The sequence below is a fragment of the Pseudomonas sp. AC112 genome, from assembly GCF_979253545.1.
The window spans coordinates 2,532,182-2,554,891 of the sequence record NZ_CEEDCM010000001.1; the positions used below are offsets into that span (position 1 = coordinate 2,532,182).

The window sequence follows — 22,710 nt, forward strand, 5'->3', positions numbered from 1 at the left end:
TTGCCGGCGATTGCGTCCTGACGAGTTGCGCAATTCCCACTGGCCTCATTGCCGGCAAGCCGGCTCCTACAGGGACAGTTCTAGAACCGTACGCCGGTCGTCACCATTGCCGCATTGAACCCCAGCAACACCAACTCCGCCGCCACCGGCCCGTAATGCGTGCCCACCGACGGAATGATCACCGGCGCCACGCCAAAACGGTTCAACGGAATCTTGTCGCGGTATTTGCCGCGATAGCCCTGGATCGCCCCGCCCGTCAGCTTCAAATACACCGGATAGTCGGCCATGTCATAGCGCTTGCCCGCATAGGCGTAGTACGAGCGCTGGCGGAACGAGTTGCGGAACGTCGCCCCGCCGTACACGAACCCGGATGCTTCATTGCGCTCCAGGCCGAGCAGGTCCTGGTTGTTGTTGTGCTCCGGGTCGGGCGCGAAGTGCCGGGTGTAGACGCTGGTCTGCGCGTACCAGAAGCCTTTGTCGTCTTCAGTCGCTGGCGCTTCGCCCGCCAGGGCAGTGGTGGCCTGGGCCAGGAACAGCAGGCCAGGCAGTCGGAATTTCTTCATGGGTGCGACCTCGATAGTCGGTTTGGTAGGCGGCTAGGTGGGTCGTGAACGGTGCGCCATTTTGACGGCTTGGCGCGCTCCCAGGCTGAACCGGGGCTGAAAGTAGCGAAATTGGCCCACGCAATCCTGACGAATGGACGGGTTTGCTTATGCATTCGCTTATGCTTTAAAGGTATTTAATTTGTTACATAAATATCATTAAGCTATATCACAACGGACTACCGACTCATTCACAACCACCAACAACTGACCGCCACCGCCCGCCAGCCGGATCGATCGTATGAACCCAGAGCACGAGGTTCTGGGTTTTGAATCCAAGGGGAGCGGTATGGGGAGCTACAAGCAACACGCGCTGTACACGGCGATTTTGTCGGCCAATTTGCTGACCGCCGTGGGTTTCAATCCAGTCTTCGCGGCCGAAACGACCGCCACCGATGCACCCAAGCTCGACACCGTGATCGTCACCGGCACCCGCGCCCAAGAGCGCACCGCCAGTGCATCGCTGTCACCCATCGATGTGATTTCTGGCGATACCCTGCGCAGTACCGGCTCCGATGAGTTGGGGGCGGTGTTGGCGCGGCTGATTCCATCGATCAACTTCCCACGCCCAAGCCTGGTGGACGGTGCCGAACTGGTGCGCCCCGCGCAGTTGCGCGGCCTGTCGCCGGATCAGGTGCTGGTGCTGGTCAATGGCAAGCGTCGCCACACCAGTGCATTCGTCAACCTTGGTGGGGCGGTGGGCCGTGGCTCTGCCCCGGCGGACTTGAACGCGATTCCGCTGTCGGCGGTGGACCATATCGAAGTGCTGCGCGACGGCGCCTCCGCCCGCTATGGCTCCGATGCGATTGCCGGGGTGATCAACGTGATCCTCAAGCATGCCGACCATGGCGGCTCGATCTCCACCAAGTTTGGCGAATACAAGAAGGGCGACGGTATCCAGCGTAATGTCAGCGGCAATACCGGCCTGGCGTTGGGCGACAATGGCTTTATCAACCTGTCGGCCGAGGGCGCTGACAATGACTACACCAACCGCGCCGGCGATGATTACCGCCCGGCCAGTATCGGCTCCACTACCTACGGCCAGCGCGTGTTCCGTCAGGGCGAGCCGGCTACCAATGAAGGCAAGTTCCAGTTCAACTCGGAATATGCCTTCAACGATGCGGCCGAGTTCTACACCTTCGGTGGCTACAGCAAGCGGCGCGGCGAGACGGCGGCGTTCTACCGGGCGAGCAACGCTTCCAACAACATCCCGGCGCTCAATCCCAACGGCTACCTGCCGCTGATCAAGGGCAACCTGGAAGACACCTCGCTGGTGGTGGGCCTGCGTGGGTTGCTGGCCTACGACTGGCATTACGACCTGTCGGCCAACTACGGCAAGAATCAGTACGAGCTGAGCACCGAAACCATCAACACCTCCCTGGGCCTGGCCACGCCGCGCAAGTTCGACAACGGCACCCTGAGCAATGACCAGAAGCAAGTCAGCCTGGACCTGTCCCGTGAGTTCGACGTGGGCTTCCTGCCGTACCCGGTTTCCGTGGCCTTTGGCGGCGAATACCTGCACCAGGGCTATGAAATTGAAGCCGGGGAGCCGGCGTCCTACTACCAGACCGGCAGCTCGGGCCTGGGCGGCTTCCGCGATGCCGATGCCGGCACCAGCACGCGACACAACTGGGCCCAGTACCTGGACCTGGAAACCAACTTCACCGAGAAACTCAGTGCCTCGGCCGCCGTGCGCCATGAGGACTACAGTGACTTTGGCTCCAACGTCAGTGGCTCGTTGTCGGCCCGCTACGACTTCACCCCGCAAGTGGCCCTGCGCGGCAGTATCTCCAATGGCTTCCGCGCGCCGTCCCTGGCCCAGCAGAATTTTGCCTACACCTCATCGCAGCTGATCGGCAGTACCATCCAGGAAGCGGGCACCTTCCCGGCCAACAGTCAGGTGGCTCGCTTGCTCGGCGCCGAAGACCTCAAGGCGGAAAAATCACGCAACTACAGCCTCGGCCTGGTGCTGGAACCTGCCGATGACCTGACCGTGACCGTCGATGTGTACCGCATCGACATCCGTGACCGCATCAGCCTGTCGTCAAACCTCAATCTCAACCCGGCGGCGATTGCCTACCTGCAAGCCAACGGGGTGGGCAACATCAACTACACCAGCGCCCGCTACTTCACCAATGCCACCGATACCAGCACCGATGGCGTCGACCTCGTGGCCAACTATCGCTACCAGTTCGACAACGGCATTCGTTGGAACAGCACCGTGGGCTACAACTACAACCACACCAAAGTCACCGACGTGAAAGCCAACCCGGCGGTCCTCGACAGCCTGGGTGTGAACCTGCTGCGGGTGGACCGTCGCGAGAAAAGCGGCTTGCTGGGCGATACCACGCCCGAGCACAAGCTGAGCCTGGGTAACGACTTCACGTTTGGCAATTGGGCGCTGCACAGCAACCTGGTGCGCTATGGTGAATTCACCAGCTACCAGGCAACCAAGGTCAACGACCAGACCTTCAAGGCTGCGTGGGTGCTGGACTTGTCGGCGGACTACAAGTTGAAGAATTGGACCTTCACCCTCGGCGGCGACAACGTCACCGATAAATACCCGGAGAAGGTCAATGCCTTTGCCAGCAGTGGTGGCAATTTGGCCTATAGCACTTTTTCGCCGTACGGTTACAGCGGCGCGTTCTATTACGGTAAAGTTGCCTATAACTGGTAAAGCACAGGAGACCTAAGCGATCCGCCATGACCGTTATTGAATCCGATCTTTTGCAATTGGCTTACCCTCCGCGGCTCGATCTTGGGCCGCAACTCACTCACGAACAGTTGATGAGCTCGATGCAGGCCACCATGGCCCAGCATAAGGGTGGGCCGGTCTGGCTTTTCGCTTATGGTTCGCTGATCTGGCGCCCTGAATGCTCGTCCACCGAGCGGCGGCGGGCACGGGTTCACGGTTATCACCGGGGCCTGTACCTCTGGTCCCACGAGCATCGGGGTACGCCGGAGTTGCCAGGGTTGGTCTTTGGCCTGGATCGCGGTGGCTCTTGCAGCGGGTTCGCCTACCGCTTGCCGGAGGATCAGCTGGAGGCCTCGCTTTATGCTTTATGGCAACGCGAGATGCCTTACCCTTCCTACCGGCCACACTGGCTCAGCTGCCGCCTGGAAGATGGCACTACGGTGCAGGCGTTGGGGTTTGTCTTGGAGCGGCACTTGCCCAGCTACGCCGGTAACTTGCCCGACATTGTGCTGAACCATGTGCTGCAAAGCGCTTGCGGGCGTTACGGCACCACTCGCGATTATGTCGAGCAGACCGTCAACGCCCTGCGTAGCCACGCCATGCCAGACAAGAATCTGGAGGCGCGGCTCAAGCGCTGTGCAAAGGATTGCCCAGGCGGTTAACGCGCCGAGCTGACGCTGTTGGTGTGCCACAGCGTTGGGATCAGGAAGGCGATCGCCAGCAGGCACGCACCGATCAGCAGCACGAAACCACCGTCCCAGCCGAAATGGTCCACGGTGTAGCCCATGGCCGCACTGGCTGCCACCGAACCACCCAGGTAACCGAACAGGCCAGTAAAGCCCGCAGCCGTACCCGCAGCTTTCTTCGGCGCCAACTCCAGCGCCTGCAGGCCGATCAGCATCACCGGGCCGTAGATCAGGAAGCCGATCGAGAACAACGCGATCATGTCGATCATTGGGTTGCCCGGCGGGTTGAGCCAGTACACCAGGGTCGCCACGGTCACCAACGCCATGAACACGATGCCGGTCAGGCCACGGTTGCCACGGAAGATCTTGTCCGACATCCAGCCGCACAGCAGCGTGCCCGGAATACCGGCCCACTCATAGAAGAAGTACGCCCACGACGATTTATCCACCGTGAAGTGCTTGGCTTCCTTCAGGTAGGTCGGTGCCCAGTCCAGCACGCCGTAGCGCAGCAGGTAGACAAACACGTTGGCGAAGGCGATGTACCACAGCATTTTGTTGCGCAGCACGTACTTGACGAAGATTTCCTTGGCGCTGAATTCGTCTTCGTGGCTGGCGTCGTAGCCTTCCGGGTAGTCGTTCTTGTACTGCTCGATAGGCGGCAGGCCCACCGATTGCGGGGTGTCGCGCATGGTGATGAAGGCAAACGCCGCCACCAGCAAGGCCACGGTGGCCGGTACATAGAACGCGGCATGCCAGTCGTTGAACCAGGCCATGCCGAGCAGGAACAGCGGACCGATCAGGCCGCCGCCGACGTTGTGTGCCACGTTCCACACCGACACCACGCCGCCGCGTTCCTTCTGCGACCACCAATGCACCATGGTGCGTCCGCTCGGTGGCCAGCCCATGCCCTGGGCCCAGCCGTTGATGAACAGCAAAATGAACATCATGGTCACGCTGGACGTCGCCCAAGGTGCGAAACCGAAAATGAACATCACCCCGGCGGAAACCAGCAGGCCGAAGGGCAGGAAGTAGCGTGGGTTGGAGCGGTCGGACACCAGGCCCATGAGGAACTTGGACAGGCCGTAGGCAATCGCGATGGCCGACATCGCCAGGCCCAATTCGCCACGGGTGTAACCCTCGTCGATCAAGTAGGGCATGGCCAGGGAGAAGTTTTTGCGCAGCAGGTAGTAACCGGCGTAGCCGAAGAAAATACCGGCGAAGATCTGCCAGCGCAGGCGTCGGTAGGTGCTGTCTATTTTTTCTTCAGGCAGGGGCGCCTGGTGTGCGGCAGGTCGAAAGAAAGCAAACATTCAAGAGCTCCAAATTTCTTGTTTTGACTGCGGATGCGAATGTTACAGTTTCGTTACCGAAAATAGCATCGCCTCTTATCTGCAAACACAGGAAATGAGCGCTATTGCATGTTCTCTTATGAACATGTCGCGAATAGATAAATGGTGGTCGTGAATAAACCTGTCGGAGCCGGCTTGCTGGCGATGAGGCCCGAAAGGTAGAGGTGATCTTTCGGAGGTCATCGCCGGCGAGCCGGCTCCTACAGGGGAAGGTCAGCGAGTCTGGACAACGACCTTGCCCACAGCCTTACGCTGCCCCAGGTCATTGATCGCCTGGGCGGCTTGTTCCAGTGGATACACCTGCGATACCAGCGGCTTGAGCTTGCCTTCACCGTACCACGTGAACAATTGCTGGAAGTTCGCCGCATTGTCCTGCGGCTGGCGCTGGGCGAACGAGCCCCAGAACACGCCGACCACCGCCGCCCCCTTGAGCAGTGCCAGGTTCACCGGCAGTTCCGGGATGCGCCCGCTGGCAAACCCCACCACCAGCAGGCGGCCGTTCCAGGCGATGGCGCGAATAGCCTGGTCAAACAGGTCGCCACCCACCGGGTCGTAGATCACATCGGCGCCGTTGCCGTCGGTGAGGCGCTTGATCTCGTCTTTCAGGCTGGATTCGCTGTAGTTGATCAGCTCATCGGCGCCGGCGGCCTTGGCCACCGCGAGTTTGTCGGCGCTGCTGGCGGCGGCGATTACCCGTGCGCCCATGGCCTTGCCGATTTCCACGGCGGCCAGGCCCACGCCACCAGACGCGCCGAGGACCAGCAGGGTTTCGCCGGGTTGCAGGTGGGCGCGTTGTTTCAGCGCGTGCATGGAGGTGCCGTAGGTCATGCTGAAGGCGGCGGCGGTGTTGAAGTCCATGCTCGGTGGGATCGGCAGCACGTTATAGCCCGGCACCGCGACCTGCTCGGCAAAGCTGCCCCAGCCGGTCAGCGCCATGACCCGGTCACCGACTTTCAAATGGCTGACCTTTTCCCCCACTTCACTGACCACGCCCGCCGCTTCGCCACCCGGCGAGAATGGGAAGGGCGGTTTGAACTGGTACTTGCCCTCGATGATCAGCGTGTCCGGGAAGTTGACCCCGGCAGCATGCACGTCCAGCAGGATTTCGTTCTTCTTGATCGCCGGGCTGGCAATCTCTTCCAGCACCAGGGTTTCGGCGGGGCCGAAGGCTTTGCACAGCACAGCTTTCATCGGACTATTCCTTTTGGCGTCGTGGCCGATAAGTGTAGGAGGGTACGCCCGTGGGTCAACGAGCATGCCCGGGCCTGATAAGCCGCCATAAGCTTGTGCTCTGCCTTGCTAGCGTTATGCTACCCGGCAACCGAATGTGAGGAATGAACTGTGAAAGCGTGGATCCTGTTGATGCTGGCCCTGACGTTGCCGATGGCAGCCCAGGCCGAAGAAGCCAAAGAAGGCGAGGCGCCGAAGGTCAGCTACATCAGCCTGAGCCCGCCGTTCGTGGGCAACTATGGTCTGGACGGCACCGCGAAACTCAAGGTGTTCAAGGCCGACATCGCCCTGCGCGTGACCGGCACCGAGGCGGCAGCACTGGTCAAAGCCAACGATCCATTGATCCGCAACCAGTTGGTGGCGTTGTTCACCCAGCAGACCAACGAAGCCATGAGCACCGTTGAAGGCAAGGAAAAGCTGCGCCAGGAAGCGTTGAAGCAGACCCAGCAAGTGATGAACGATGAGACCGGCAAGCCGGTGGTGGAAGACCTGTTGTTCAATAACCTGATCATCCAGTAATCACCAATAGGGTGCGGTTTCAGGAAGCCAGGCTCTTCCTGAACCGCGCCAGTGCCACTGCAAAGAACACCAACCCAATCCCCGCCAGCGCCAGCAAGTCCGGCCACACCACGCTCACGCCCGCATCGCGGAACAGAATCGCCGCGCTTAAACTCACAAAATGCGTCGACGGCGAGCCCTGCATCACCCACTGCAACCACTCGGGCATGCTGTCCAACGGCGTACTGCCGCCCGAAAGCAGCAGCATCGGGATGATCACCGGGATTGCCAGCAGGCCGAACTGCGGCGTCGAGCGGGCGAGGGTGGCGAGGAAGATGCCCAGCGCGGTGCTGGCAAACAGGTACAGCGCCGTCACCAGCAAAAACAAACTCAGCGACCCGGCCAGCGGCACACCGAGCAAACCCTTGACCACCACTTCCAGCGACAGCCAAGTGCACAGCACCACCACCAGCATGTTGCTCCAGATTTTCGCCAGCATGATCTCCAGCGCAGTCAGCGGCAGCACCAGCAAGTGGTCGAGGGTGCCGTGCTCGCGTTCGCGCAGCAGTGCGGTGCCGGTGAGGATAATGGCGAGGATCGTGATGTTGTTGACGATCTGGATCACCGCCAGAAACCAGCCGCCTTCCAGGTTGGTGTTGAACAGCGCCCGAGTGGTGAGCAGTGCGGGCGCCTGGCTGGCGACATCGGCTTGTCCGCTGTAGGTCAGCAGTTCGCGCTGGAAAATCCGCCCGATGTAGCCCGCGCCCATGAATGCCTGGCTCATCGCCGTGGCATCCACATTCACCTGCACGCCCGGCTGGCGCCCTGCCAGCAGGTCGGCCTGGAAATTCGCCGGCACATTGATCACGAAGGTGTATTTGCCGCTGTCCATGACCTTGTCCAATTGGTCGTACGCCAGCGGTGCCGGGGGCTGGAATTCGGGCGGCTGCAGCGCCTCAGCCATCTGGCGCGACAGCGAACTGTGGTCTTCATCGACAAACGCGACGCTGGCGTTGTGCACACCGATCACCGAACCGGCGGCGGGCATATAGATGGCGACGGTGAAGGCGTAGAACAGAAACAGCAGCAATACGCTGTCGTGGCGCAGGCTGGTCAGCTCCTTGATCCCCAGGCGCAGGATGTGTGCGAACTTATGCATCAGGCCTCCTGCTTCTTGAGCATGATCAGGCTCAGCCCGGTAAACCCGACGAAGAACCCGAACAGCGCCAGGCATTGCGGCCACAACTGGCGCAGGTCCAGGGCCTTGGTGAACGTGCCCACGGCAATATCCAGGAAGTGCCCGGCCGGAAACAGCATGCCCATCAAGGCCGCCGCACCTTCCAGTGAGGAGCGCGGCACGATCAGCCCGGAGAACTGGATGGTCGGCAGGCTGGTGATGATCATGGTGCCGAGGATCGCCGCGATCTGAGTGCGGGTGAACGCCGAAATCAGCAGGCCCATGCTGGTGGTCGCCAGCACATAGAGCAGGCCGCCGAACGCCAGCGTCAGGCCGCTGCCCTTGAACGGCACGCCGAACAGCCAGCGGTTCATCGCCACCAATACCGCCAGGTTGACCAGGCTCACGGCCAGGTAGGGCGCCTGTTTGCCGAGCAGGAACTCCAGGCGCGTCAGCGGTGTGGCGTAGAAGTTGGTGATCGAGCCCAGTTCCTTCTCGCGCACGATGCCGAGGGCGGTGAGCATTGCCGGGATAAACGCCAGGATCAGCGCCATCACCCCGGGGCCGATGGCGTTCACGCTGACCACGTCTTGGTTGTAGCGAAAGCGTGTTTCCAGTTTGGCGGCCGCCGGGTTGCCGCGGGGTAGGCTGCTCAGCTCGGCCAGTTGTGCCAGGTTGTCCTGGTGCACGGCCTCGACGTAGTTGCGGCTGGTTTCCGCACGAAAGGGCATGCCGCCATCGAGCCACGCGGACACTGTGGGTTGGCGCCCGGCGTAGAGATCACGGCCAAAACCGGGCGGGATCTCCAGGGCCAGTTTGATTTCCGAACGTTGCAGGCGCCGGTGCAGTTCATTCGAGTCCTGGATGGGCGACTGCTCGGCGAAATAGCGGGAGCTGCGAAAGGCCTCCAGGTAGGCGCGGCTTTGGGGTGTCTGGTCCTGGTCGTAGACCGCGAAGGCGAGGTTTTCCACATCCAGGGAAATGCCGTAGCCGAAGATCACCATCATGAACATCGCACCCAGCAGCGCGAAGGCCATGCGGACTTTGTCGCGCAGCAGTTCCTTGCTTTCACGGCTGGCCACGGCCAACAGGCGAGTGGGTCTGAAACCGCGTTTGCTCACAGGCGCCGCGCTGGCGTCGCTGACGGTGTTGGCGGGTGCGGTGGGTTCGGCTTCGCCCTGGGCCTGCTCCAGGCAGGTGACGAACGCCGCTTCCAGGGTGTCGCCGTGGAATTGCCGCTGCAGCGCGTCTGGCGTATCGCAGGCGAGCACCTTGCCGGCGTGCATCAGGGAAATGCGGTCGCAGCGCTGGGCTTCGTTCATGAAGTGGGTGGACAGGAAGATGGTCACGCCTTGTTCGCGGGACAGTTCGATCAGCAACCGCCAGAAGTCATCCCGCGCCGCCGGGTCGACGCCCGACGTGGGCTCGTCGAGGATCAGCACTTCCGGGCGGTGCAGCACCGCCACCGCCAATGACAAGCGCTGGCGCAGGCCGAGGGGCAGCTCGCCGGAGGGTTGCTCGGCGACGTCACCGAGGTCGAAACGCTGGACCAGCTCATCAATGCGCGGACCGCTGTCGGCTTTGGGCAAGTCGAACAATTGCGCATGCAGCACCAGGTTCTGGCGCACGCTGAGCTCGCCATACAGCGAGAAACTTTGCGACATGAAGCCCACACGCTTACGGGTGGCCAAGTCCTTGGCATTCACCGGGTTGCCCAGCAGCTTCGCACTGCCTTCAGTGGCCGGCATCAGCCCGGTGAGCACCTTCATGGTGGTGGTCTTGCCGCAGCCGTTGGAGCCGAGGAAACCGAAGATCTCGCCTCGGCCAATGGCGAAGCTGACCTTGTTCACCGCCGTGAAGTCGCCAAAACGCAGGGTCAGGTCATGGGCTTCGATGGCGATATCAGTGGTGGCGCTTTCCCGGGGCGGGATCACCAGCGGTTGGTTATCGTGGGCGCTGTCGCCCTGGAAGTGGGTAAACGCCTCGTCTAATTTGCCGCTGGAGGTCGCGCCCGCCAGTTCACTGCTCAGGCCGTCCGCAATCAGCTTGCCGCGATCGAGCATCAGGCAGTGTTCGAACTGCTCGGCTTCTTCCATGTAGGCCGTGGCCACCAGCAGCGTCAGTTGCGGGCGCTCGCTGCGTACGCTGTCGACCAGTTCCCAGAAGCGTCGGCGTGACAGCGGGTCAACGCCGGTGGTGGGCTCGTCGAGGATCAACAGGTCCGGGTCGTGGATCAGCGCACAGCACAGGCCGAGTTTCTGCTTCATCCCCCCGGACAGCTTGCCGGCCGGGCGATCGGCAAAGCGTGCGAGGTCGGTGGCCAGCAACAGGTTGTGCATGCGCTGGTCGCAATCGGCTTTTGACAGGCCGAACAGGGTGGCAAAGAAACGGATGTTTTCGCTGATGGACAGCTCGGGGTACAGGTTGCCGCCCAACCCCTGGGGCATAAAGGCAATGCGTGGGTACAGGCTGTTGCGGTGGCGGCGGTCATCAATGGCGCCGCCGAGCACCTGCAACTGGCCGTCCTGGAGCTTTTTGACCCCGGCGATCAAACCCAACAGGCTCGACTTGCCCGCGCCATCCGGGCCAATCAAGCCGCAGCGTGTACCGGCCGGCAAGCTGAAGGCGATGTCGACCAGGGCCTGCTGCTTGCCGTAGCGGTGGTTGATCCCCGTGGCCTGCAGCGCCAGGGCGGTCATTGCAGGTTGGCCGGCCAGTCAATGTCAGCCGTGCGCACATAGCCTGCGCCGGGCATGCCGGGCTTGGCCTGGGGCACGGCGCTGGGTTGGGTCAGGCGCAGTTTGACGCGGAACACCAGTTTCTGGCGTTCGTCGCGGGTTTCCACTTCCTTGGGCGTGAACTGGGATTTGGCCGCGACAAAGCTGATCTTGGCCGGCAGTGGCTGGTCGGGCAGGGCGTCGAGCAGGATGCGCGCATCGCTGCCGACGGTCAGGCGGCCGGTGACGGAGGCCGGCAGGTAGAGGTTCATGTATTGATCATTGGGATCGATCAACAGCAGTACACGGCCGCCCGCGCCCAGCACTTCACCCGGCTCGGCCAGGCGTAGCTGGATAATGCCGTCGATGGGCGCGCGCAGGCTGCTGTCATCGATCTCGCTGGTGAGCTGAGCCACTTGGGCCTCGGCGGCGCCGATGGCGGCCTTCACGGAGTTGACCTGGGCTTGCGCGGCAATCACAGCGGCATTGCCGGTATTTTGCCGTGCCTGCTGCTGATCAATCAGTTGGCTGCTGGCGAAGCCACGCTTGTACAGCTCCTGGGTGCGCTTGAGTTCCTGGTTGGCCAACAGTTGTTCGCTCTGGCGCAGTTGGACGTTGGCTTCGGCGGCGGCGAAGTTTTCCTTGGCGCGCAGCACTTCGGCTTCGGCCTGCGCGCGCTGGGCTTCGAGGGTGCGGGTGTCCATGCGTGCGAGCAGTTGGCCCTTGAGCACCTTGTCGCCTTCGTCCACGCGCACGTCGGCCAGGCGCCCGGGGATCTTGGCGGCGATCTGCACTTCGGTGGATTCCAGGCGGCCATTGCCCATGCTCAGGCCTTCGGGCAGGCGGTCCTGGGTGGAACGCCAGTAACCGAAGCCGCCGGCACCCAGCAACAGGGCAATGAGTGCGATGGCGAAAAGGCGGGAGGTGCGGTGATTCGTTGACATGGCTGCTTCCTGCGGCATTAGCGTCCTAGTTTGAACGGTTTGCCCCGGCGGGGCCTTGATACCGGTCAGTTAAAGCAAATTGAGCACGGCAGCCCATTGCTCTGGCGTGACGGCCATCACCGATAGCCGGCTGCCTTTTTGCACCAGGGGCAGCTCGGCAAGGGCCGTCTGCTGCTTCAGGTAGCCAAGACCGAGGACCTTGGGGAAGGTCTGCACGTGCGCCACATTGATCGCACTCCACGGGTTTTTCTCCGGAGTGGCCTTGGCGTCGAAGTAATGGCTTTCTGGTTCGAGCGCGGTGGGGTCCGGGTAGGCCGCCTCGACGATTTTGCCGATGCCGGCAATACCCGGCTCCGGGCAACTGGAGTGATAGAAGAAAAACGTGTCACCCACCGCCATCGCGCGCAGGAAGTTGCGCGCCTGGTAGTTGCGCACTCCGTCCCAACGGGCTTCGCCGAGCTTTTCCAGGCCTTTGATAGAGAGTTCGTCGGGCTCGGATTTCATCAGCCAATAGGCCATTTTTGGGCTCCTGAAAAAGGGCGTGGGCAAGTTGTCAGGCAATTTGATGACAAACCGACAGTCGGTTGGCGCCAAGGTTTGCGTGTTGGTTCACGTTACCGCAGAATGCCGGCTTTTAAAGCTTGACGCAGCTGCAACGGACTACTTTGGAACGTTGTTGTCATCGTGTACGAGGTGCCTGAAGGGGGGCAATCGATGCAACGTAAACCGGATTTACTATGGATTTTGGTGATTTTGTTTGGTCTGGGCGTCGTGACCACCGGGTATGCCCAAAGCTTGTGGTCGAACAAGACCGATGCTCCCGTTGAACTGGCTCAGCAGCAGCCACAACCGTTCAAGCGCTGACCCTTCTTCAAGGCGCCGCTGACTCCAGTGGCGTCTTCGCACTATACCAATGCTTATCGGTGACGGTGCCCGCCAGCGGCACATCCCAACTTGCCTGTGCCAACCGTTCAACCTTCTGACATTCATGGGCCAGGCCCAGCAGCGTCGGCTTGCGCCAGCTTTGGCGGCGCGCCAGGTAGGCCAGGCTGCGGTCGTAGAACCCGCCGCCCATGCCCAGGCGCCCTCCCGCATCATCGAATCCAACCAACGGCAGCAACACCAGGTCCAGCGCCCAGACTTTGCGTTGGCGGTTGATGTTCGCCCGTGGCTCCAGGATGCGAAAACGGTTGGGCAGCAGCTTTTCCCCAGGCCTTACGCGCTGGAACACCATCTTGGTCCGCGGCCACGCGCTGAGCACCGGCAGGTAGGTGGCCTTGCCCCGGCGCTGGGCTGCGCGCAGCAGCAGGCGCGGATCGATTTCACCGTCCGTCGGTAGATACAAAGAGATATGTTTGGCCCGGCGAAACAGCGGGTGCTGTGCCAGTTGCCGATACAGGCCGTGGGCGGCCCGGCGTTGCTCGCTCGGCGTGAGGGCGCGGCGGGCTTTGCGCAACATGCGTCGAAGTTGCGGACGGGAAAGCGGCGCAGGTTCGGTCATGGTTTTCGGCTCATAAAACAATGCCAGTCCGAGGACTGGCATTGAGTTTGGGAATTCAGGCTCCCCGACAGAGCCGCTGTCGACTTAGCCCTTGAACCCGAAAGTTCAAGGTGGAAGATGCAGTAGGCTTTAAGGCTTTCCGTCTAGCGGACATGCACACCAGCCCAACGTGCAACTTCCAGGGTAGTGCGAATCGGCTCAGGGACATCGCCGACTGGCAAACACGCCAGGGAGTGGGGCGAGTATACCTCAAACAGTCGCGGCAATCAGCCCTTGGGTGCGTCTGAATCGCTGGAAAGCACCAGATCAACACGTTCCAGCAGGTCACGCACCTGCTCACGCGTCGAGCCGCTGGCCTGCACGTCAGGGCGTTCCTGCTTATGCAGCAAATCGTGGGTGATATTCAGCGCGGCCATCACGGCGATGCGATCGGCACCAATCACTTTGCCGCTGCTGCGGATCTCACGCATCTTGCCATCCAGGTAGCGGGCGGCGCTCACCAGGTTGTTGCGCTCTTCCTGGGGGCAGATGATCGAATACTCTTTATCGAGGATCTGCACGGTGACGCTATTGCTTGAACTCATGAGTCTTGCTCCAGGGCCTTCAGGCGCGAAATCATCGATTCGACCTTACGCCGGGCGATTTCGTTTTTTTCAATGAGGTGAGCGCGTTCCTCGCGCCAGGTCTTTTCCTGAGCTAATAGGAGTCCGTTTTGACTCTTTAGTTGCTCGACCCGGGTAATTAGCAATTCGAGTCTGGCCATCAGCGCTTGCAGGTCGGTGTCTTCCATTGGGTTCCACTGGATTTGTCTGATGAATGGCAACTGCAGGATAAACGATCTGACGCCCTTGATAGTCTTGGTACGTCTGCCGGTGCTAGGATACAGCGCTCCATTCTAGACATTGCGCCGTCTGGCGCCTAGCTCACCATGCCTATTCAGAACTCCCCGTACGACGCTTTTTCCAAACTGCTGAGCACCAGCGGCCACCCTTGCTCGCCTGCCGAACTGCACGGCGTGTTGTTGGGCCGCAGCTGCACTGGCGTTGGCTTTGATGCCGACAACTGGCTGGCTGACGTGGCCGAGCTGCTGGAAACCGAACCGACCGACAACGTGCGCAACGCGCTGATCGGCCTGCAAGAGATGGTCAAGGGCGAGCTGACCGGTGATGACGTCACCGTGGTCCTGCTGCTGCCGACCGACGACGCACCGCTCGCCGAGCGCGCCGCCGCCCTGGGCCAATGGTGCCAAGGCTTCCTCCACGGTTTCGGCGTCAACGCCGGCGGCCTGGACCTGAGCACCGATGCCCAGGAAGTGCTGCAGGATCTGGCCGCTATCTCCCAGGTGCAAGATGCCCTGGAAGAGTCCGAGGACGGCGAAAGCGACTACATGGAAGTGATGGAATACCTGCGCGTCGCGCCGCTGCTGCTGTTCACCGAGACCAAGAAGTCCGCTGAGCCTGCTGCGCCCAAGCCGTCGCTGCACTAAGAAAGGAAGCCCATCTGCCCATGATCCATATCCCCCGAGCGGAATACACCCGACGCCGCAAGGCGCTCATGGCGCAGATGGAACCCAATAGCATCGCGATCCTGCCGGCCGCCGCCGTGGCGATCCGCAACCGCGATGTCGAGCATGTGTACCGCCAGGACAGTGACTTCCAGTACCTGAGCGGCTTCCCCGAGCCGGAAGCGGTGATCGTGCTGATGCCCGGTCGCCAGCACGGCGAGTACGTGCTGTTTTGCCGCGAGCGCAATGCCGAACGCGAACTGTGGGACGGCCTGCGCGCCGGTACTGAAGGCGCGATCCGCGACTTTGGCGCCGACGATGCCTTCCCCATCACCGATATCGACGACATCCTGCCCGGCCTCATTGAAGGCCGCGACCGGGTGTATTCGGCGATGGGCAGCAACGCTGAATTCGACCGACACCTGATGGAGTGGATCAACGTGATCCGCTCTAAAGCGCACCTGGGCGCCCAGCCGCCGAACGAATTCGTTGCCCTGGATCATCTGCTCCACGATATGCGTCTGTATAAATCGGCGGCAGAAGTGAAGGTGATGCGCGAGGCTGCGCGAATCTCCTGCGCCGCCCACGTGAAGGCGATGCAGGCCAGCCGCGCCGGGATGCACGAATTCAGCCTGGAAGCCGAGCTGGATTACGAGTTTCGCAAGGGCGGCGCGAAGATGCCGGCCTATGGCTCCATCGTCGCTGCCGGGCGCAACAGCTGCATCCTGCATTACCAGCAGAATGACGCGGTGCTCAAGGACGGCGACCTGGTGCTGATCGATGCCGGTTGCGAAATCGACTGCTATGCCAGCGACATCACCCGCACCTGGCCTGTGAATGGCAAGTTTTCGCCGGAACAGAAGGCGATCTACGAGATAGTGCTGGCCTCCCAGGAAGCCGCCTTTGCCGAGATCGCGCCGAACAAACATTGGAACCAGGCACATGAAGCGACGGTGCGTGTGATTACCTCCGGGCTGGTCGAGCTGGGGCTGCTCCAGGGTGAAGTCGACGAACTGATCGCCAGCGAAGCCTACCGTGCCTTCTACATGCACCGCGCCGGGCACTGGCTGGGCATGGATGTGCATGACGTGGGCGAGTACAAAGTGGGCGGCGAATGGCGTGTGCTGGAGGTCGGCATGGCATTGACCGTGGAGCCGGGGATCTACATTGCGCCGGACAACCAGACTGTGGCAAAGAAATGGCGTGGCATTGGCGTGCGCATCGAGGACGACGTGGTAGTGACCAAGCAAGGCTGTGAAATCCTGACCGGCGGCGTGCCCAAGACCGTCGCCGATATCGAAGCGCTGATGGCGGCTGCCCGATGAGCCGGGTCAATCTGGCGATCATCGGCGGCGGCCTGGTGGGCGCCAGCCTGGCGCTGGCGTTGCAGGCCGGGGCCAAGGCGCGTGGCTGGAAGATCGTGCTGATCGAACCTTTCGCGCCGGGCGATAGCTACCAACCGAGTTACGATGCGCGCTCTTCAGCGCTGTCCTTTGGCGCTCGACAGATCTATCAGCGCCTGGGCCTGTGGCAGGACATTTCCCGGCGTGCCGAGCCGATCAAGCAGATCCACGTGTCGGACCGTGGAAGGTTTTCCACCGCACGTTTGTCTGCCATGGAGGAGGGCGTGCCGGCCCTCGGTTACGTAGTGGAAAACGCCTGGTTGGGCCAATGCCTGTGGCAAGGCCTGGACAAAGACGTGGTCAGCTGGCGTTGCCCGGCGGAAGTCACGCGCATGGAACCGCTGCCCGATGGCTACCGCCTGACCCTCAACGATGAAACCGTGCTGGAGTGCGACCTCGCCGTATTGGCCGATGGTGGCCGCTCCGGGTTGCGCGAACAGTTGGGCATCGGTGTGAAAACCCGCCCGTACAACCAGAGCGCGCTGATCGCCAACATCACCCCGAGTGAATCCCATAACGGCGAAGCCTTTGAACGCTTCACCGATGAAGGCCCGATGGCCCTGCTGCCATTGCCGGACAACCGCTGCGCGCTGGTCTGGACCCGCATCGGCATGGACGCGCAGCGCCTGGCCAGCCTCGACGAACGCAGCTTCTTGAGTGAATTGCAGGGCGTGTTCGGCTACCGCCTGGGCACGCTTAAACAGGTTGGGGCGCGTCACCTGTATCCGCTGACGCTGGTGGAAGCCGAGGAACAAGTGCGTTCCCACCTGGCGGTCCTCGGCAACGCCGCCCACAGCCTGCATCCGATTGCCGGGCAGGGCTTCAACCTGTCCCTGCGTGATGCGAATGCCTTGGCCGAGGCCTTGCTGGCCGGGCCGCAGGTGCCGGGAGACCTGGCAACCTTGCAAGGCTATCGCGAGCGCCAGCGCCTGGACCAGAAACTCACCGTGGGCTTTTCTGACCAGGTGACGCGCCTGTTTGGCAGCGCCCAGCCGCTGGTAGCGCTAGGCCGCAACATGGGCCTGCTGGGCCTGGACCTGTTGCCGCCGGCCAAGCGCTGGTTCGCCCGTCAGGCCATGGGCCTGGGCACGCGTCCCGATGCGTAAGTGGTTGATCGAGCGCCTGGGCAAGGCACGGTTGTTGCGTTGGATCATGACCCTGTACCCACCGTATCTGGGTGCGGGGGTCAGCGTACGGCACATGAGCGCCGATTTTCGTCACGTCAAAGTGCGCATGGGCCTGGGCTGGTACAACCGCAACTATGTCGGCACGCAATTCGGCGGCAGCCTGTATTCGATGGTTGACCCGTTCTACATGCTGATGCTGATGGAGAACCTGGGCCGCGACTACATCGTGTGGGACAAGGCCGCGAGTATCGACTTCGTTTCGCCCGGCAAAGGCCCGGTGTATGCCGAATTTTCCATCGACGAGGCCTTGCTGGACGAGATCCGTCGACACACCGAAGGTGGCGAGAAGTACCTGCCCCACCTCAAGGTGCAGATTCATGACGGCTCCGGCACCCTGGTGGCGCGGGTCGACAAAACCCTTTACGTGCGGCGCAAGCCGCCAGTGAGACAGGCTTAAAGCATGGACATGCGCGCAGATGTGCTGATTGTCGGGGCCGGAATGGTCGGAAGCGCCCTGGCGCTGGCGTTGCAGGGCAGTGGCCTGCAGGTGCTGCTGCTTGATGGCAGCCCGTTGAGTGTCAAGCCGTTCGACCGTGACGCGGCCTTCGAGCCCCGGGTGAGCGCCTTGTCGGCTGCCAGCCAGCGCATCCTCGAACGCCTGGGCGTGTGGGACGGCATTGTGTCGCGGCGCGCCAGCCCCTACGGCGAGATGCAGGTGTGGGACGGCAGCGGCACCGGGCAGGTCCATTTCTCGGCGGCCAGTGTGCATGCCGACGTGCTCGGGCACATCGTCGAGAACCGCGTGGTTCAGGATGCCTTGCTCGACCGCTTGCACGACTGCGACCTGGGCCTGCTGGCCAATGCACGCCTGGAACAGATGCGCCGCTCTGGCGATGAGTGGCTGCTGACCTTGGCCGATGGCCGCAAGCTGCGCGCGCCGCTGGTGGTGGCCGCTGATGGCGCCAACTCCGCCGTGCGCCGCCTGACCGGCACCGCGACCCGCGAATGGGATTACCTGCATAACGCCATCGTCACCAGCGTTCGCAGCAGCCAGCCGCACCAGCGCACGGCGTGGCAACGGTTTACCGACACCGGCCCGCTGGCGTTTTTGCCGCTGGTGCGGGATGGGCAGGAGGATTGGTGTTCGATCGTCTGGTCGACCACGCCGGCCGAGTCTGAACGCTTGATGGCATTGGATGATGAAAGCTTCTGCCGTGAACTGGAGCGCGCCTTTGAAGGGCGGCTCGGTACGGTGCTGAGCGCCGACCCGCGCGTCTGCGTGCCACTGCGTCAGCGCCACGCCAAGCGCTATGTGGCCGAAGGCCTGGCGTTGATTGGCGACGCGGCTCACGTCATCCATCCGTTGGCGGGGCAGGGTGTGAACCTGGGTTTTCTGGATGCAGCGGTGTTGGCCGAGGTGCTGTTGGCGGCAACCGAGCGCGGTGAGCGCCTGGCGGATGTGAAGGTGCTGAGCCGTTACGAGCGGCGGCGTATGCCGCATAACCTGGCGTTGATGGCGGCGATGGAAGGTTTTGAGCGCTTGTTCCAGGCGGATCAGTTGCCGTTGCGTTGGTTGCGCAATGCTGGCCTGAAGATGGTTGATCAGTTGCCTGAAGCCAAGGCGGTGTTTGTGCGCCAGGCGTTGGGCCTGACCGGTGACTTGCCCGACCTTGCCAAACCCTGAACGGACACCCGATACCCTGTAGGAGCCGGCTTGCCGGCGAAGCCTGCCCGACAGACGACCGCTATCTATCTGTCGCCTCACGATCTAACTGTAGGAGCTGGCTTGCCAGCGATGGCGACCTAACTGTCACCCCGCAATCCAAATGTGGGAGCTGGCTTGCCTGCGAAGGCGGCCTGACAGCCGACCTGGATGTTTGATCAGACCGGATACATATCCGTTACTTGGGTAACGGCTGCTATGGGGTCCGCCCTTACGGCGGGTCACTTTTGAAAAGAGCCCAAAAGTAACCAAAAGGCTCTTGCCCCAACACTCGGCACCTCGCTTAGGCTCGGTGTGCCCGTAATCCGACAGGTATTTGGGGGGCCGCCGCCACGCGCCATCCATGGCGCGGGGCGGCTAAACCGGCATCCCTGCCGGTTTACCCCCCAAATCCCTGTCGAATTCCGGCCAGCGTGTTTGATGGGGCGCCTAAGATCAAAAGCAGGATCGAGATCAAGATCAAGATCAAGATCAAGATCAAGATCAAGATCAAGATCAAGAGCGGCTCGCTTCGCATCGTGGTTAGCGTTGGTTGCTACGACGTTGTTTAGATACTTTGGCTGGGGTGAGGCCGTCAGGCGCACCGCAGATTTCGGTTACGCAACATCTGGTAACGCCTCCACCAAGCGCCACTAAATGCCAGTCCTTATCATTTGCCCTCTTTTTGCAAATGAGAGACTGCCCCCATGTTGGCACCCAAGCGCCTCCTGACTGCTCTGGCACTTACCCTGATCGGCAGCACCACCGTGCAGGCCGCCGACGAAGTGGTGGTCTACTCCTCGCGCATCGACGAGCTGATCAAGCCGGTGTTTGACGCCTATACCCAGAAGACGGGTGTGCAGGTGAAGTTCATCACCGATAAGGAAGCCCCACTGATGCAGCGCATCAAGGCTGAGGGCGAAAACGCCACGGCCGACCTGCTGCTCACCGTTGATGCTGGCAACCTGTGGCAGGCCGAGCAAATGGGTATCCTGCAGCCGTTCACCTCCGCGGTGATCGACAAGAATATTCCCCTGCAATATCGCTCTTCCAAACACACCTGGACCGGCCTGAGCCTGCGCGCGCGGACCATCGCCTATTCCACCGACCGGGTAAAACCGGGTGACCTCACCACTTACGAAGCCCTGGCGGACAAACAGTGGGAAGGCCGCTTGTGCCTGCGCACGGCGAAAAAAGTCTACAACCAGTCGCTGACCGCCACCTTGATCGAGACCCACGGTGCGGCTAAAACCGAAGAGATCGTCAAAGGTTGGGTCAACAACCTCTCCACCGACGTGTTCTCGGATGACATCGCGGTGCTCGAAGCCATCAACGCCGGGCAGTGCGACGTGGGGATCGTCAACACCTACTACTACGGTCGCCTGCACAAGCAGAAGCCGGACCTGGCCGTGAAACTGTTCTGGCCGAACCAGGGTGACCGTGGCGTGCATGTGAACCTGTCGGGCATCGGCCTGACCCAGCACGCGCCGCACCCGGAAGCGGCCAAGGCGCTGGTGGAGTGGATGACCACGCCTGAGGCGCAGAAGATCTTTGCCGACGTAAACCAGGAGTTCCCGGCCAACCCGGCGGTACCGCCGTCGGCCGAAGTGGCGACCTGGGGCAAGTTCGTGGCGGACACCTTGCCGGTGGAAGTGGCGGGCAAGCGCCAGGCCGAGGCGATTCGGTTGATGGATCGGGCTGGCTGGAACTAAATTTGTAAAACGCCGCAGATCGAAATGTGGGAGCGGGCTTGCTCGCGAAAGCGTCGTGTCAGTCGATACATGTGTGACTGATACACTGCATTCGCGAGCAAGCCCGCTCCCACATTGGTTAGCTGTGCCTTCAAAATCTTCATTTCTCTGAGAGCTTTTCCTTGGCCCACCCCGCCCAACGCCGCTGGTACCTGCCGGTCTTCACTGTCGCCGCCCTGGTGCTGCTGCCGCTGAGCGTGCTGTTGCTGTCCTGGCAAAGCATTGACAACCAGATCTGGTCCCACCTCTGGGAAACCCAGATGCCGCGGCTGCTGGCCAACACCCTGACCCTGGTGTTGGGTGTCGGCGTGGGCGTGACGGTGTTGGGGGTCAGCCTGGCCTGGCTGACCAGCCTCTGCGAATTCCCCGGCCGACGTTGGCTCGACTGGGCGCTGATGCTGCCCTTTGCCATTCCTGCGTATGTGCTGGCGTTTGTGTTTGTGGGCCTGCTGGACTTCTCCGGCCCCGTGCAAACCCTGCTGCGTGAATGGTTCGGCACCGGCTTGAGGCTGCCAAGGGTGCGCTCTACCAGTGGCGTGATTATCGTGCTGGTGCTGGTGTTTTACCCCTACGTCTACTTGCTGGCGCGCACTGCATTCCTGGCCCAGGGCAAAGGCCTGATGGAAGCGGCGCGGGTGCTGGGGCAATCGCCATGGCGAGCGTTCTGGCACGTGGCCCTGCCCATGGCGCGGCCAGCGATTGGCGCCGGGGTGGCCTTGGCATTGATGGAAACCCTGGCGGATTTCGGTGCGGTCTCGGTATTCAACTTCGATACGTTCACCACCGCCATCTACAAGACCTGGTACGGCTTTTTCAGCCTGTCCAGCGCCGCCCAATTGGCCAGCCTCTTGCTGCTGGTGGTGATGCTGGTGCTGTACGGTGAGCGCCGCGCCCGTGGTGCGAGCCGCCCAAGTAACGAACGACCACGGGGCAAGGCGCTGTACCACTTGCGCGGGTTCAAGGCGGCGGCCGCCAGTGGCTGGTGCGGCCTGGTGTTCGCCTGTGCCTTTGTCATCCCGATGCTGCAACTGGTGGCCTGGTTCTGGCAGCGCGGCCGCTTCGATCTGGATGAGCGTTATTCCGGCCTGATCATCCACACCCTGTACCTGGGTGGCATCGCCGCCCTGATCACCGTGAGCGTGGCGCTGGTGCTGGCCTTTGCCAACCGCCTGGCGCCAACGCGGGCAATCCGCTCCGGCATCGGCCTGGCGAATGTTGGCTATGCCTTGCCGGGCTCGGTGCTGGCGGTGTCGATCATGTTGGCGTTCAGCTACTTGGACCGTGAACTGGTGGTGCCGCTGTCCGGCTGGCTCGGCGGGGCGGGCAAGCCGTTGCTGTTGGGCAGCCTGTCGGCGTTGGTGCTGGCATATTTGGTGCGATTCCTGGCGGTGGCCTACGGGCCGTTGGAAAACAGCCTGGCGCGCATCCGACCGTCCTTGCCGGAGGCTGCACGCAGTCTGGGTGTGAGTGGCCCACGACTGTTTTGCAAAGTGTATCTGCCGTTGCTGCTGCCGGGGACCTTGAGCGCAGCGCTGCTGGTGTTCGTCGATGTGCTCAAGGAAATGCCCGCTACCCTGCTGATGCGCCCATTCGGCTGGGACACGCTGGCGGTGCGGATCTTTGAAATGACCAGCGAAGGCGAGTGGGCGCGGGCTTCTTTGCCCGCGTTGAGCCTGGTTCTGGTGGGGCTGTTGCCGGTGATCGGGCTGATCCGACGTTCGGCTCGGCAAATCGGTTAGGTGCCAGTCCTACGGCTTGCGGCTACAATGCGCGGCATTCGGTGCGGTCCGTCTTTCGGATCGAGTCGCTGGGCGTGGCTGCAGG

At 62.0% G+C, this 22,710-nt stretch carries 21 protein-coding genes and 1 other RNA gene; 11 read left to right on the forward strand and 11 right to left on the reverse strand.

Annotation, left to right across the window (positions count from 1 at the left end; translation table 11 throughout):
- Positions 1-80: 80 nt before the first annotated feature.
- A complete protein-coding gene (locus AC0IYN_RS11655; RefSeq protein WP_406599140.1) occupies positions 81-563 on the reverse strand; it encodes a sn-glycerol-3-phosphate transporter in 483 nt (160 codons plus the stop codon).
- A 328-nt stretch (positions 564-891) separates the two neighbouring features.
- On the opposite strand from AC0IYN_RS11655, the gene AC0IYN_RS11660 reads away from it, so the two are divergent.
- Complete coding sequence (locus tag AC0IYN_RS11660; protein ID WP_457239376.1) at positions 892-3,279, forward strand: TonB-dependent receptor plug domain-containing protein; 2,388 nt, start codon at positions 892-894, stop codon at positions 3,277-3,279.
- Positions 3,280-3,305: 26 nt separating this feature from the next.
- Positions 3,306-3,959 carry a gamma-glutamylcyclotransferase gene (locus AC0IYN_RS11665; RefSeq protein ID WP_099493183.1) on the forward strand — a complete coding sequence of 218 codons (654 nt, stop codon included), beginning with the start codon at positions 3,306-3,308 and terminating at the stop codon, positions 3,957-3,959.
- Here AC0IYN_RS11665 and glpT read toward each other — a convergent pair.
- Both glpT and AC0IYN_RS11675 read right to left on the reverse strand, forming a co-directional pair.
- Positions 3,956-5,293 (reverse strand): glycerol-3-phosphate transporter, encoded by a 1,338-nt coding sequence (gene glpT, locus AC0IYN_RS11670; protein ID WP_025857408.1) that lies wholly within the window; start codon positions 5,291-5,293, stop codon positions 3,956-3,958. The genes AC0IYN_RS11665 and glpT overlap by 4 nt on opposite strands.
- A 252-nt stretch (positions 5,294-5,545) precedes the next feature.
- On the reverse strand, positions 5,546-6,523 hold the full coding sequence (locus AC0IYN_RS11675; protein ID WP_471841497.1) for an NADPH:quinone oxidoreductase family protein: 978 nt from the start codon (positions 6,521-6,523) through the stop codon (positions 5,546-5,548).
- A gap of 150 nt (positions 6,524-6,673) precedes the next feature.
- On the opposite strand from AC0IYN_RS11675, the gene AC0IYN_RS11680 reads away from it, so the two are divergent.
- Positions 6,674-7,081 (forward strand): flagellar basal body-associated protein FliL, encoded by a 408-nt coding sequence (locus tag AC0IYN_RS11680; protein WP_015886451.1) that lies wholly within the window; start codon positions 6,674-6,676, stop codon positions 7,079-7,081.
- A 19-nt stretch (positions 7,082-7,100) separates the two neighbouring features.
- Here the strand turns inward: AC0IYN_RS11680 and AC0IYN_RS11685 are convergent, their stop codons facing one another.
- The 4 genes from AC0IYN_RS11685 to AC0IYN_RS11700 form a co-directional block, all read right to left on the reverse strand.
- Positions 7,101-8,219, reverse strand: a complete 1,119-nt coding sequence (locus tag AC0IYN_RS11685) for an ABC transporter permease (RefSeq protein ID WP_078050651.1) — start codon at positions 8,217-8,219, stop codon at positions 7,101-7,103.
- Positions 8,219-10,936: a ribosome-associated ATPase/putative transporter RbbA gene (gene rbbA, locus AC0IYN_RS11690; protein WP_471841500.1), complete on the reverse strand. Its 2,718-nt coding sequence runs from the start codon at positions 10,934-10,936 to the stop codon at positions 8,219-8,221. The genes AC0IYN_RS11685 and rbbA overlap by 1 nt, the downstream gene beginning before the upstream one ends.
- Entirely contained in the window at positions 10,933-11,898 is a 966-nt protein-coding gene (locus tag AC0IYN_RS11695) for an HlyD family secretion protein (protein ID WP_457239380.1), read from the reverse strand. Before AC0IYN_RS11695 ends, rbbA begins: the two co-directional genes overlap by 4 nt.
- A gap of 69 nt (positions 11,899-11,967) precedes the next feature.
- Positions 11,968-12,417 (reverse strand): EVE domain-containing protein, encoded by a 450-nt coding sequence (locus tag AC0IYN_RS11700; protein WP_025857402.1) that lies wholly within the window; start codon positions 12,415-12,417, stop codon positions 11,968-11,970.
- Between the two features lie 195 nt (positions 12,418-12,612).
- Between AC0IYN_RS11700 and AC0IYN_RS11705 the strand changes: the two genes are divergently transcribed.
- A complete protein-coding gene (locus AC0IYN_RS11705) occupies positions 12,613-12,762 on the forward strand; it encodes a hypothetical protein (protein ID WP_010207387.1) in 150 nt (49 codons plus the stop codon).
- A gap of 7 nt (positions 12,763-12,769) precedes the next feature.
- Here the strand turns inward: AC0IYN_RS11705 and AC0IYN_RS11710 are convergent, their stop codons facing one another.
- From AC0IYN_RS11710 to AC0IYN_RS11725, 4 genes are all read right to left on the reverse strand, one after another.
- On the reverse strand, positions 12,770-13,399 hold the full coding sequence (locus AC0IYN_RS11710) for a 5-formyltetrahydrofolate cyclo-ligase (RefSeq protein WP_406599145.1): 630 nt from the start codon (positions 13,397-13,399) through the stop codon (positions 12,770-12,772).
- A 57-nt stretch (positions 13,400-13,456) separates the two neighbouring features.
- Positions 13,457-13,635: non-coding RNA, 6S RNA (gene ssrS, locus AC0IYN_RS11715), on the reverse strand.
- A 30-nt stretch (positions 13,636-13,665) separates the two neighbouring features.
- On the reverse strand, positions 13,666-13,983 hold the full coding sequence (locus tag AC0IYN_RS11720) for a cell division protein ZapA (RefSeq protein WP_003176812.1): 318 nt from the start codon (positions 13,981-13,983) through the stop codon (positions 13,666-13,668).
- A complete protein-coding gene (locus AC0IYN_RS11725) occupies positions 13,980-14,189 on the reverse strand; it encodes a TIGR02449 family protein (RefSeq protein WP_007982902.1) in 210 nt (69 codons plus the stop codon). Before AC0IYN_RS11725 ends, AC0IYN_RS11720 begins: the two co-directional genes overlap by 4 nt.
- A 138-nt stretch (positions 14,190-14,327) precedes the next feature.
- Between AC0IYN_RS11725 and AC0IYN_RS11730 the strand changes: the two genes are divergently transcribed.
- The 7 genes from AC0IYN_RS11730 to AC0IYN_RS11760 all read left to right on the forward strand — a co-directional run bounded on the left by AC0IYN_RS11730 (position 14,328) and on the right by AC0IYN_RS11760 (position 22,625).
- Entirely contained in the window at positions 14,328-14,885 is a 558-nt protein-coding gene (locus AC0IYN_RS11730) for a YecA/YgfB family protein (RefSeq protein WP_406599146.1), read from the forward strand.
- A gap of 20 nt (positions 14,886-14,905) precedes the next feature.
- Complete coding sequence (gene pepP, locus AC0IYN_RS11735; protein WP_457239383.1) at positions 14,906-16,228, forward strand: Xaa-Pro aminopeptidase; 1,323 nt, start codon at positions 14,906-14,908, stop codon at positions 16,226-16,228.
- Positions 16,225-17,412 carry a 2-octaprenyl-6-methoxyphenyl hydroxylase gene (gene ubiH, locus AC0IYN_RS11740; protein WP_457248441.1) on the forward strand — a complete coding sequence of 396 codons (1,188 nt, stop codon included), beginning with the start codon at positions 16,225-16,227 and terminating at the stop codon, positions 17,410-17,412. Before pepP ends, ubiH begins: the two co-directional genes overlap by 4 nt.
- Entirely contained in the window at positions 17,405-17,890 is a 486-nt protein-coding gene (locus tag AC0IYN_RS11745; protein WP_078050643.1) for a DUF4442 domain-containing protein, read from the forward strand. The genes ubiH and AC0IYN_RS11745 overlap by 8 nt, the downstream gene beginning before the upstream one ends.
- Positions 17,891-17,899: 9 nt before the next feature.
- The gene (locus AC0IYN_RS11750) at positions 17,900-19,117 is read left to right on the forward strand and encodes a 2-octaprenyl-3-methyl-6-methoxy-1,4-benzoquinol hydroxylase (protein ID WP_457239385.1); all 1,218 of its coding nucleotides are present in this window, start codon (positions 17,900-17,902) and stop codon (positions 19,115-19,117) included.
- Positions 19,118-19,842: 725 nt separating this feature from the next.
- Complete coding sequence (locus tag AC0IYN_RS11755) at positions 19,843-20,847, forward strand: extracellular solute-binding protein (protein ID WP_406599736.1); 1,005 nt, start codon at positions 19,843-19,845, stop codon at positions 20,845-20,847.
- Positions 20,848-21,008: 161 nt separating this feature from the next.
- On the forward strand, positions 21,009-22,625 hold the full coding sequence (locus AC0IYN_RS11760) for an ABC transporter permease (RefSeq protein ID WP_471841506.1): 1,617 nt from the start codon (positions 21,009-21,011) through the stop codon (positions 22,623-22,625).
- The last annotated feature ends 85 nt before the right edge of the window (positions 22,626-22,710 follow it).

What these genes read in the sequence shown, in the direction of transcription:
- AC0IYN_RS11730 (WP_406599146.1), top strand. Translation starts at nt 14,328, where the DNA reads ATGCCTATTCAGAACTCCCCGTACGACGCTTTTTCCAAACTGCTGAGC.
- AC0IYN_RS11745 (WP_078050643.1), top strand. Translation starts at nt 17,405, where the DNA reads ATGCGTAAGTGGTTGATCGAGCGCCTGGGCAAGGCACGGTTGTTGCGT.
- rbbA (WP_471841500.1), bottom strand. Translation starts at nt 10,936, where the DNA reads ATGACCGCCCTGGCGCTGCAGGCCACGGGGATCAACCACCGCTACGGC.
- ubiH (WP_457248441.1), top strand. Translation starts at nt 16,225, where the DNA reads ATGAGCCGGGTCAATCTGGCGATCATCGGCGGCGGCCTGGTGGGCGCC.
- AC0IYN_RS11675 (WP_471841497.1), bottom strand. Translation starts at nt 6,523, where the DNA reads ATGAAAGCTGTGCTGTGCAAAGCCTTCGGCCCCGCCGAAACCCTGGTG.
- AC0IYN_RS11665 (WP_099493183.1), top strand. Translation starts at nt 3,306, where the DNA reads ATGACCGTTATTGAATCCGATCTTTTGCAATTGGCTTACCCTCCGCGG.
- glpT (WP_025857408.1), bottom strand. Translation starts at nt 5,293, where the DNA reads ATGTTTGCTTTCTTTCGACCTGCCGCACACCAGGCGCCCCTGCCTGAA.
- AC0IYN_RS11685 (WP_078050651.1), bottom strand. Translation starts at nt 8,219, where the DNA reads ATGCATAAGTTCGCACACATCCTGCGCCTGGGGATCAAGGAGCTGACC.
- AC0IYN_RS11755 (WP_406599736.1), top strand. Translation starts at nt 19,843, where the DNA reads ATGTTGGCACCCAAGCGCCTCCTGACTGCTCTGGCACTTACCCTGATC.
- AC0IYN_RS11695 (WP_457239380.1), bottom strand. Translation starts at nt 11,898, where the DNA reads ATGTCAACGAATCACCGCACCTCCCGCCTTTTCGCCATCGCACTCATT.
- AC0IYN_RS11705 (WP_010207387.1), top strand. Translation starts at nt 12,613, where the DNA reads ATGCAACGTAAACCGGATTTACTATGGATTTTGGTGATTTTGTTTGGT.
- pepP (WP_457239383.1), top strand. Translation starts at nt 14,906, where the DNA reads ATGATCCATATCCCCCGAGCGGAATACACCCGACGCCGCAAGGCGCTC.
- AC0IYN_RS11710 (WP_406599145.1), bottom strand. Translation starts at nt 13,399, where the DNA reads ATGACCGAACCTGCGCCGCTTTCCCGTCCGCAACTTCGACGCATGTTG.
- AC0IYN_RS11655 (WP_406599140.1), bottom strand. Translation starts at nt 563, where the DNA reads ATGAAGAAATTCCGACTGCCTGGCCTGCTGTTCCTGGCCCAGGCCACC.
- AC0IYN_RS11700 (WP_025857402.1), bottom strand. Translation starts at nt 12,417, where the DNA reads ATGGCCTATTGGCTGATGAAATCCGAGCCCGACGAACTCTCTATCAAA.
- AC0IYN_RS11660 (WP_457239376.1), top strand. Translation starts at nt 892, where the DNA reads ATGGGGAGCTACAAGCAACACGCGCTGTACACGGCGATTTTGTCGGCC.
- AC0IYN_RS11720 (WP_003176812.1), bottom strand. Translation starts at nt 13,983, where the DNA reads ATGAGTTCAAGCAATAGCGTCACCGTGCAGATCCTCGATAAAGAGTAT.
- AC0IYN_RS11750 (WP_457239385.1), top strand. Translation starts at nt 17,900, where the DNA reads ATGCGCGCAGATGTGCTGATTGTCGGGGCCGGAATGGTCGGAAGCGCC.
- AC0IYN_RS11725 (WP_007982902.1), bottom strand. Translation starts at nt 14,189, where the DNA reads ATGGAAGACACCGACCTGCAAGCGCTGATGGCCAGACTCGAATTGCTA.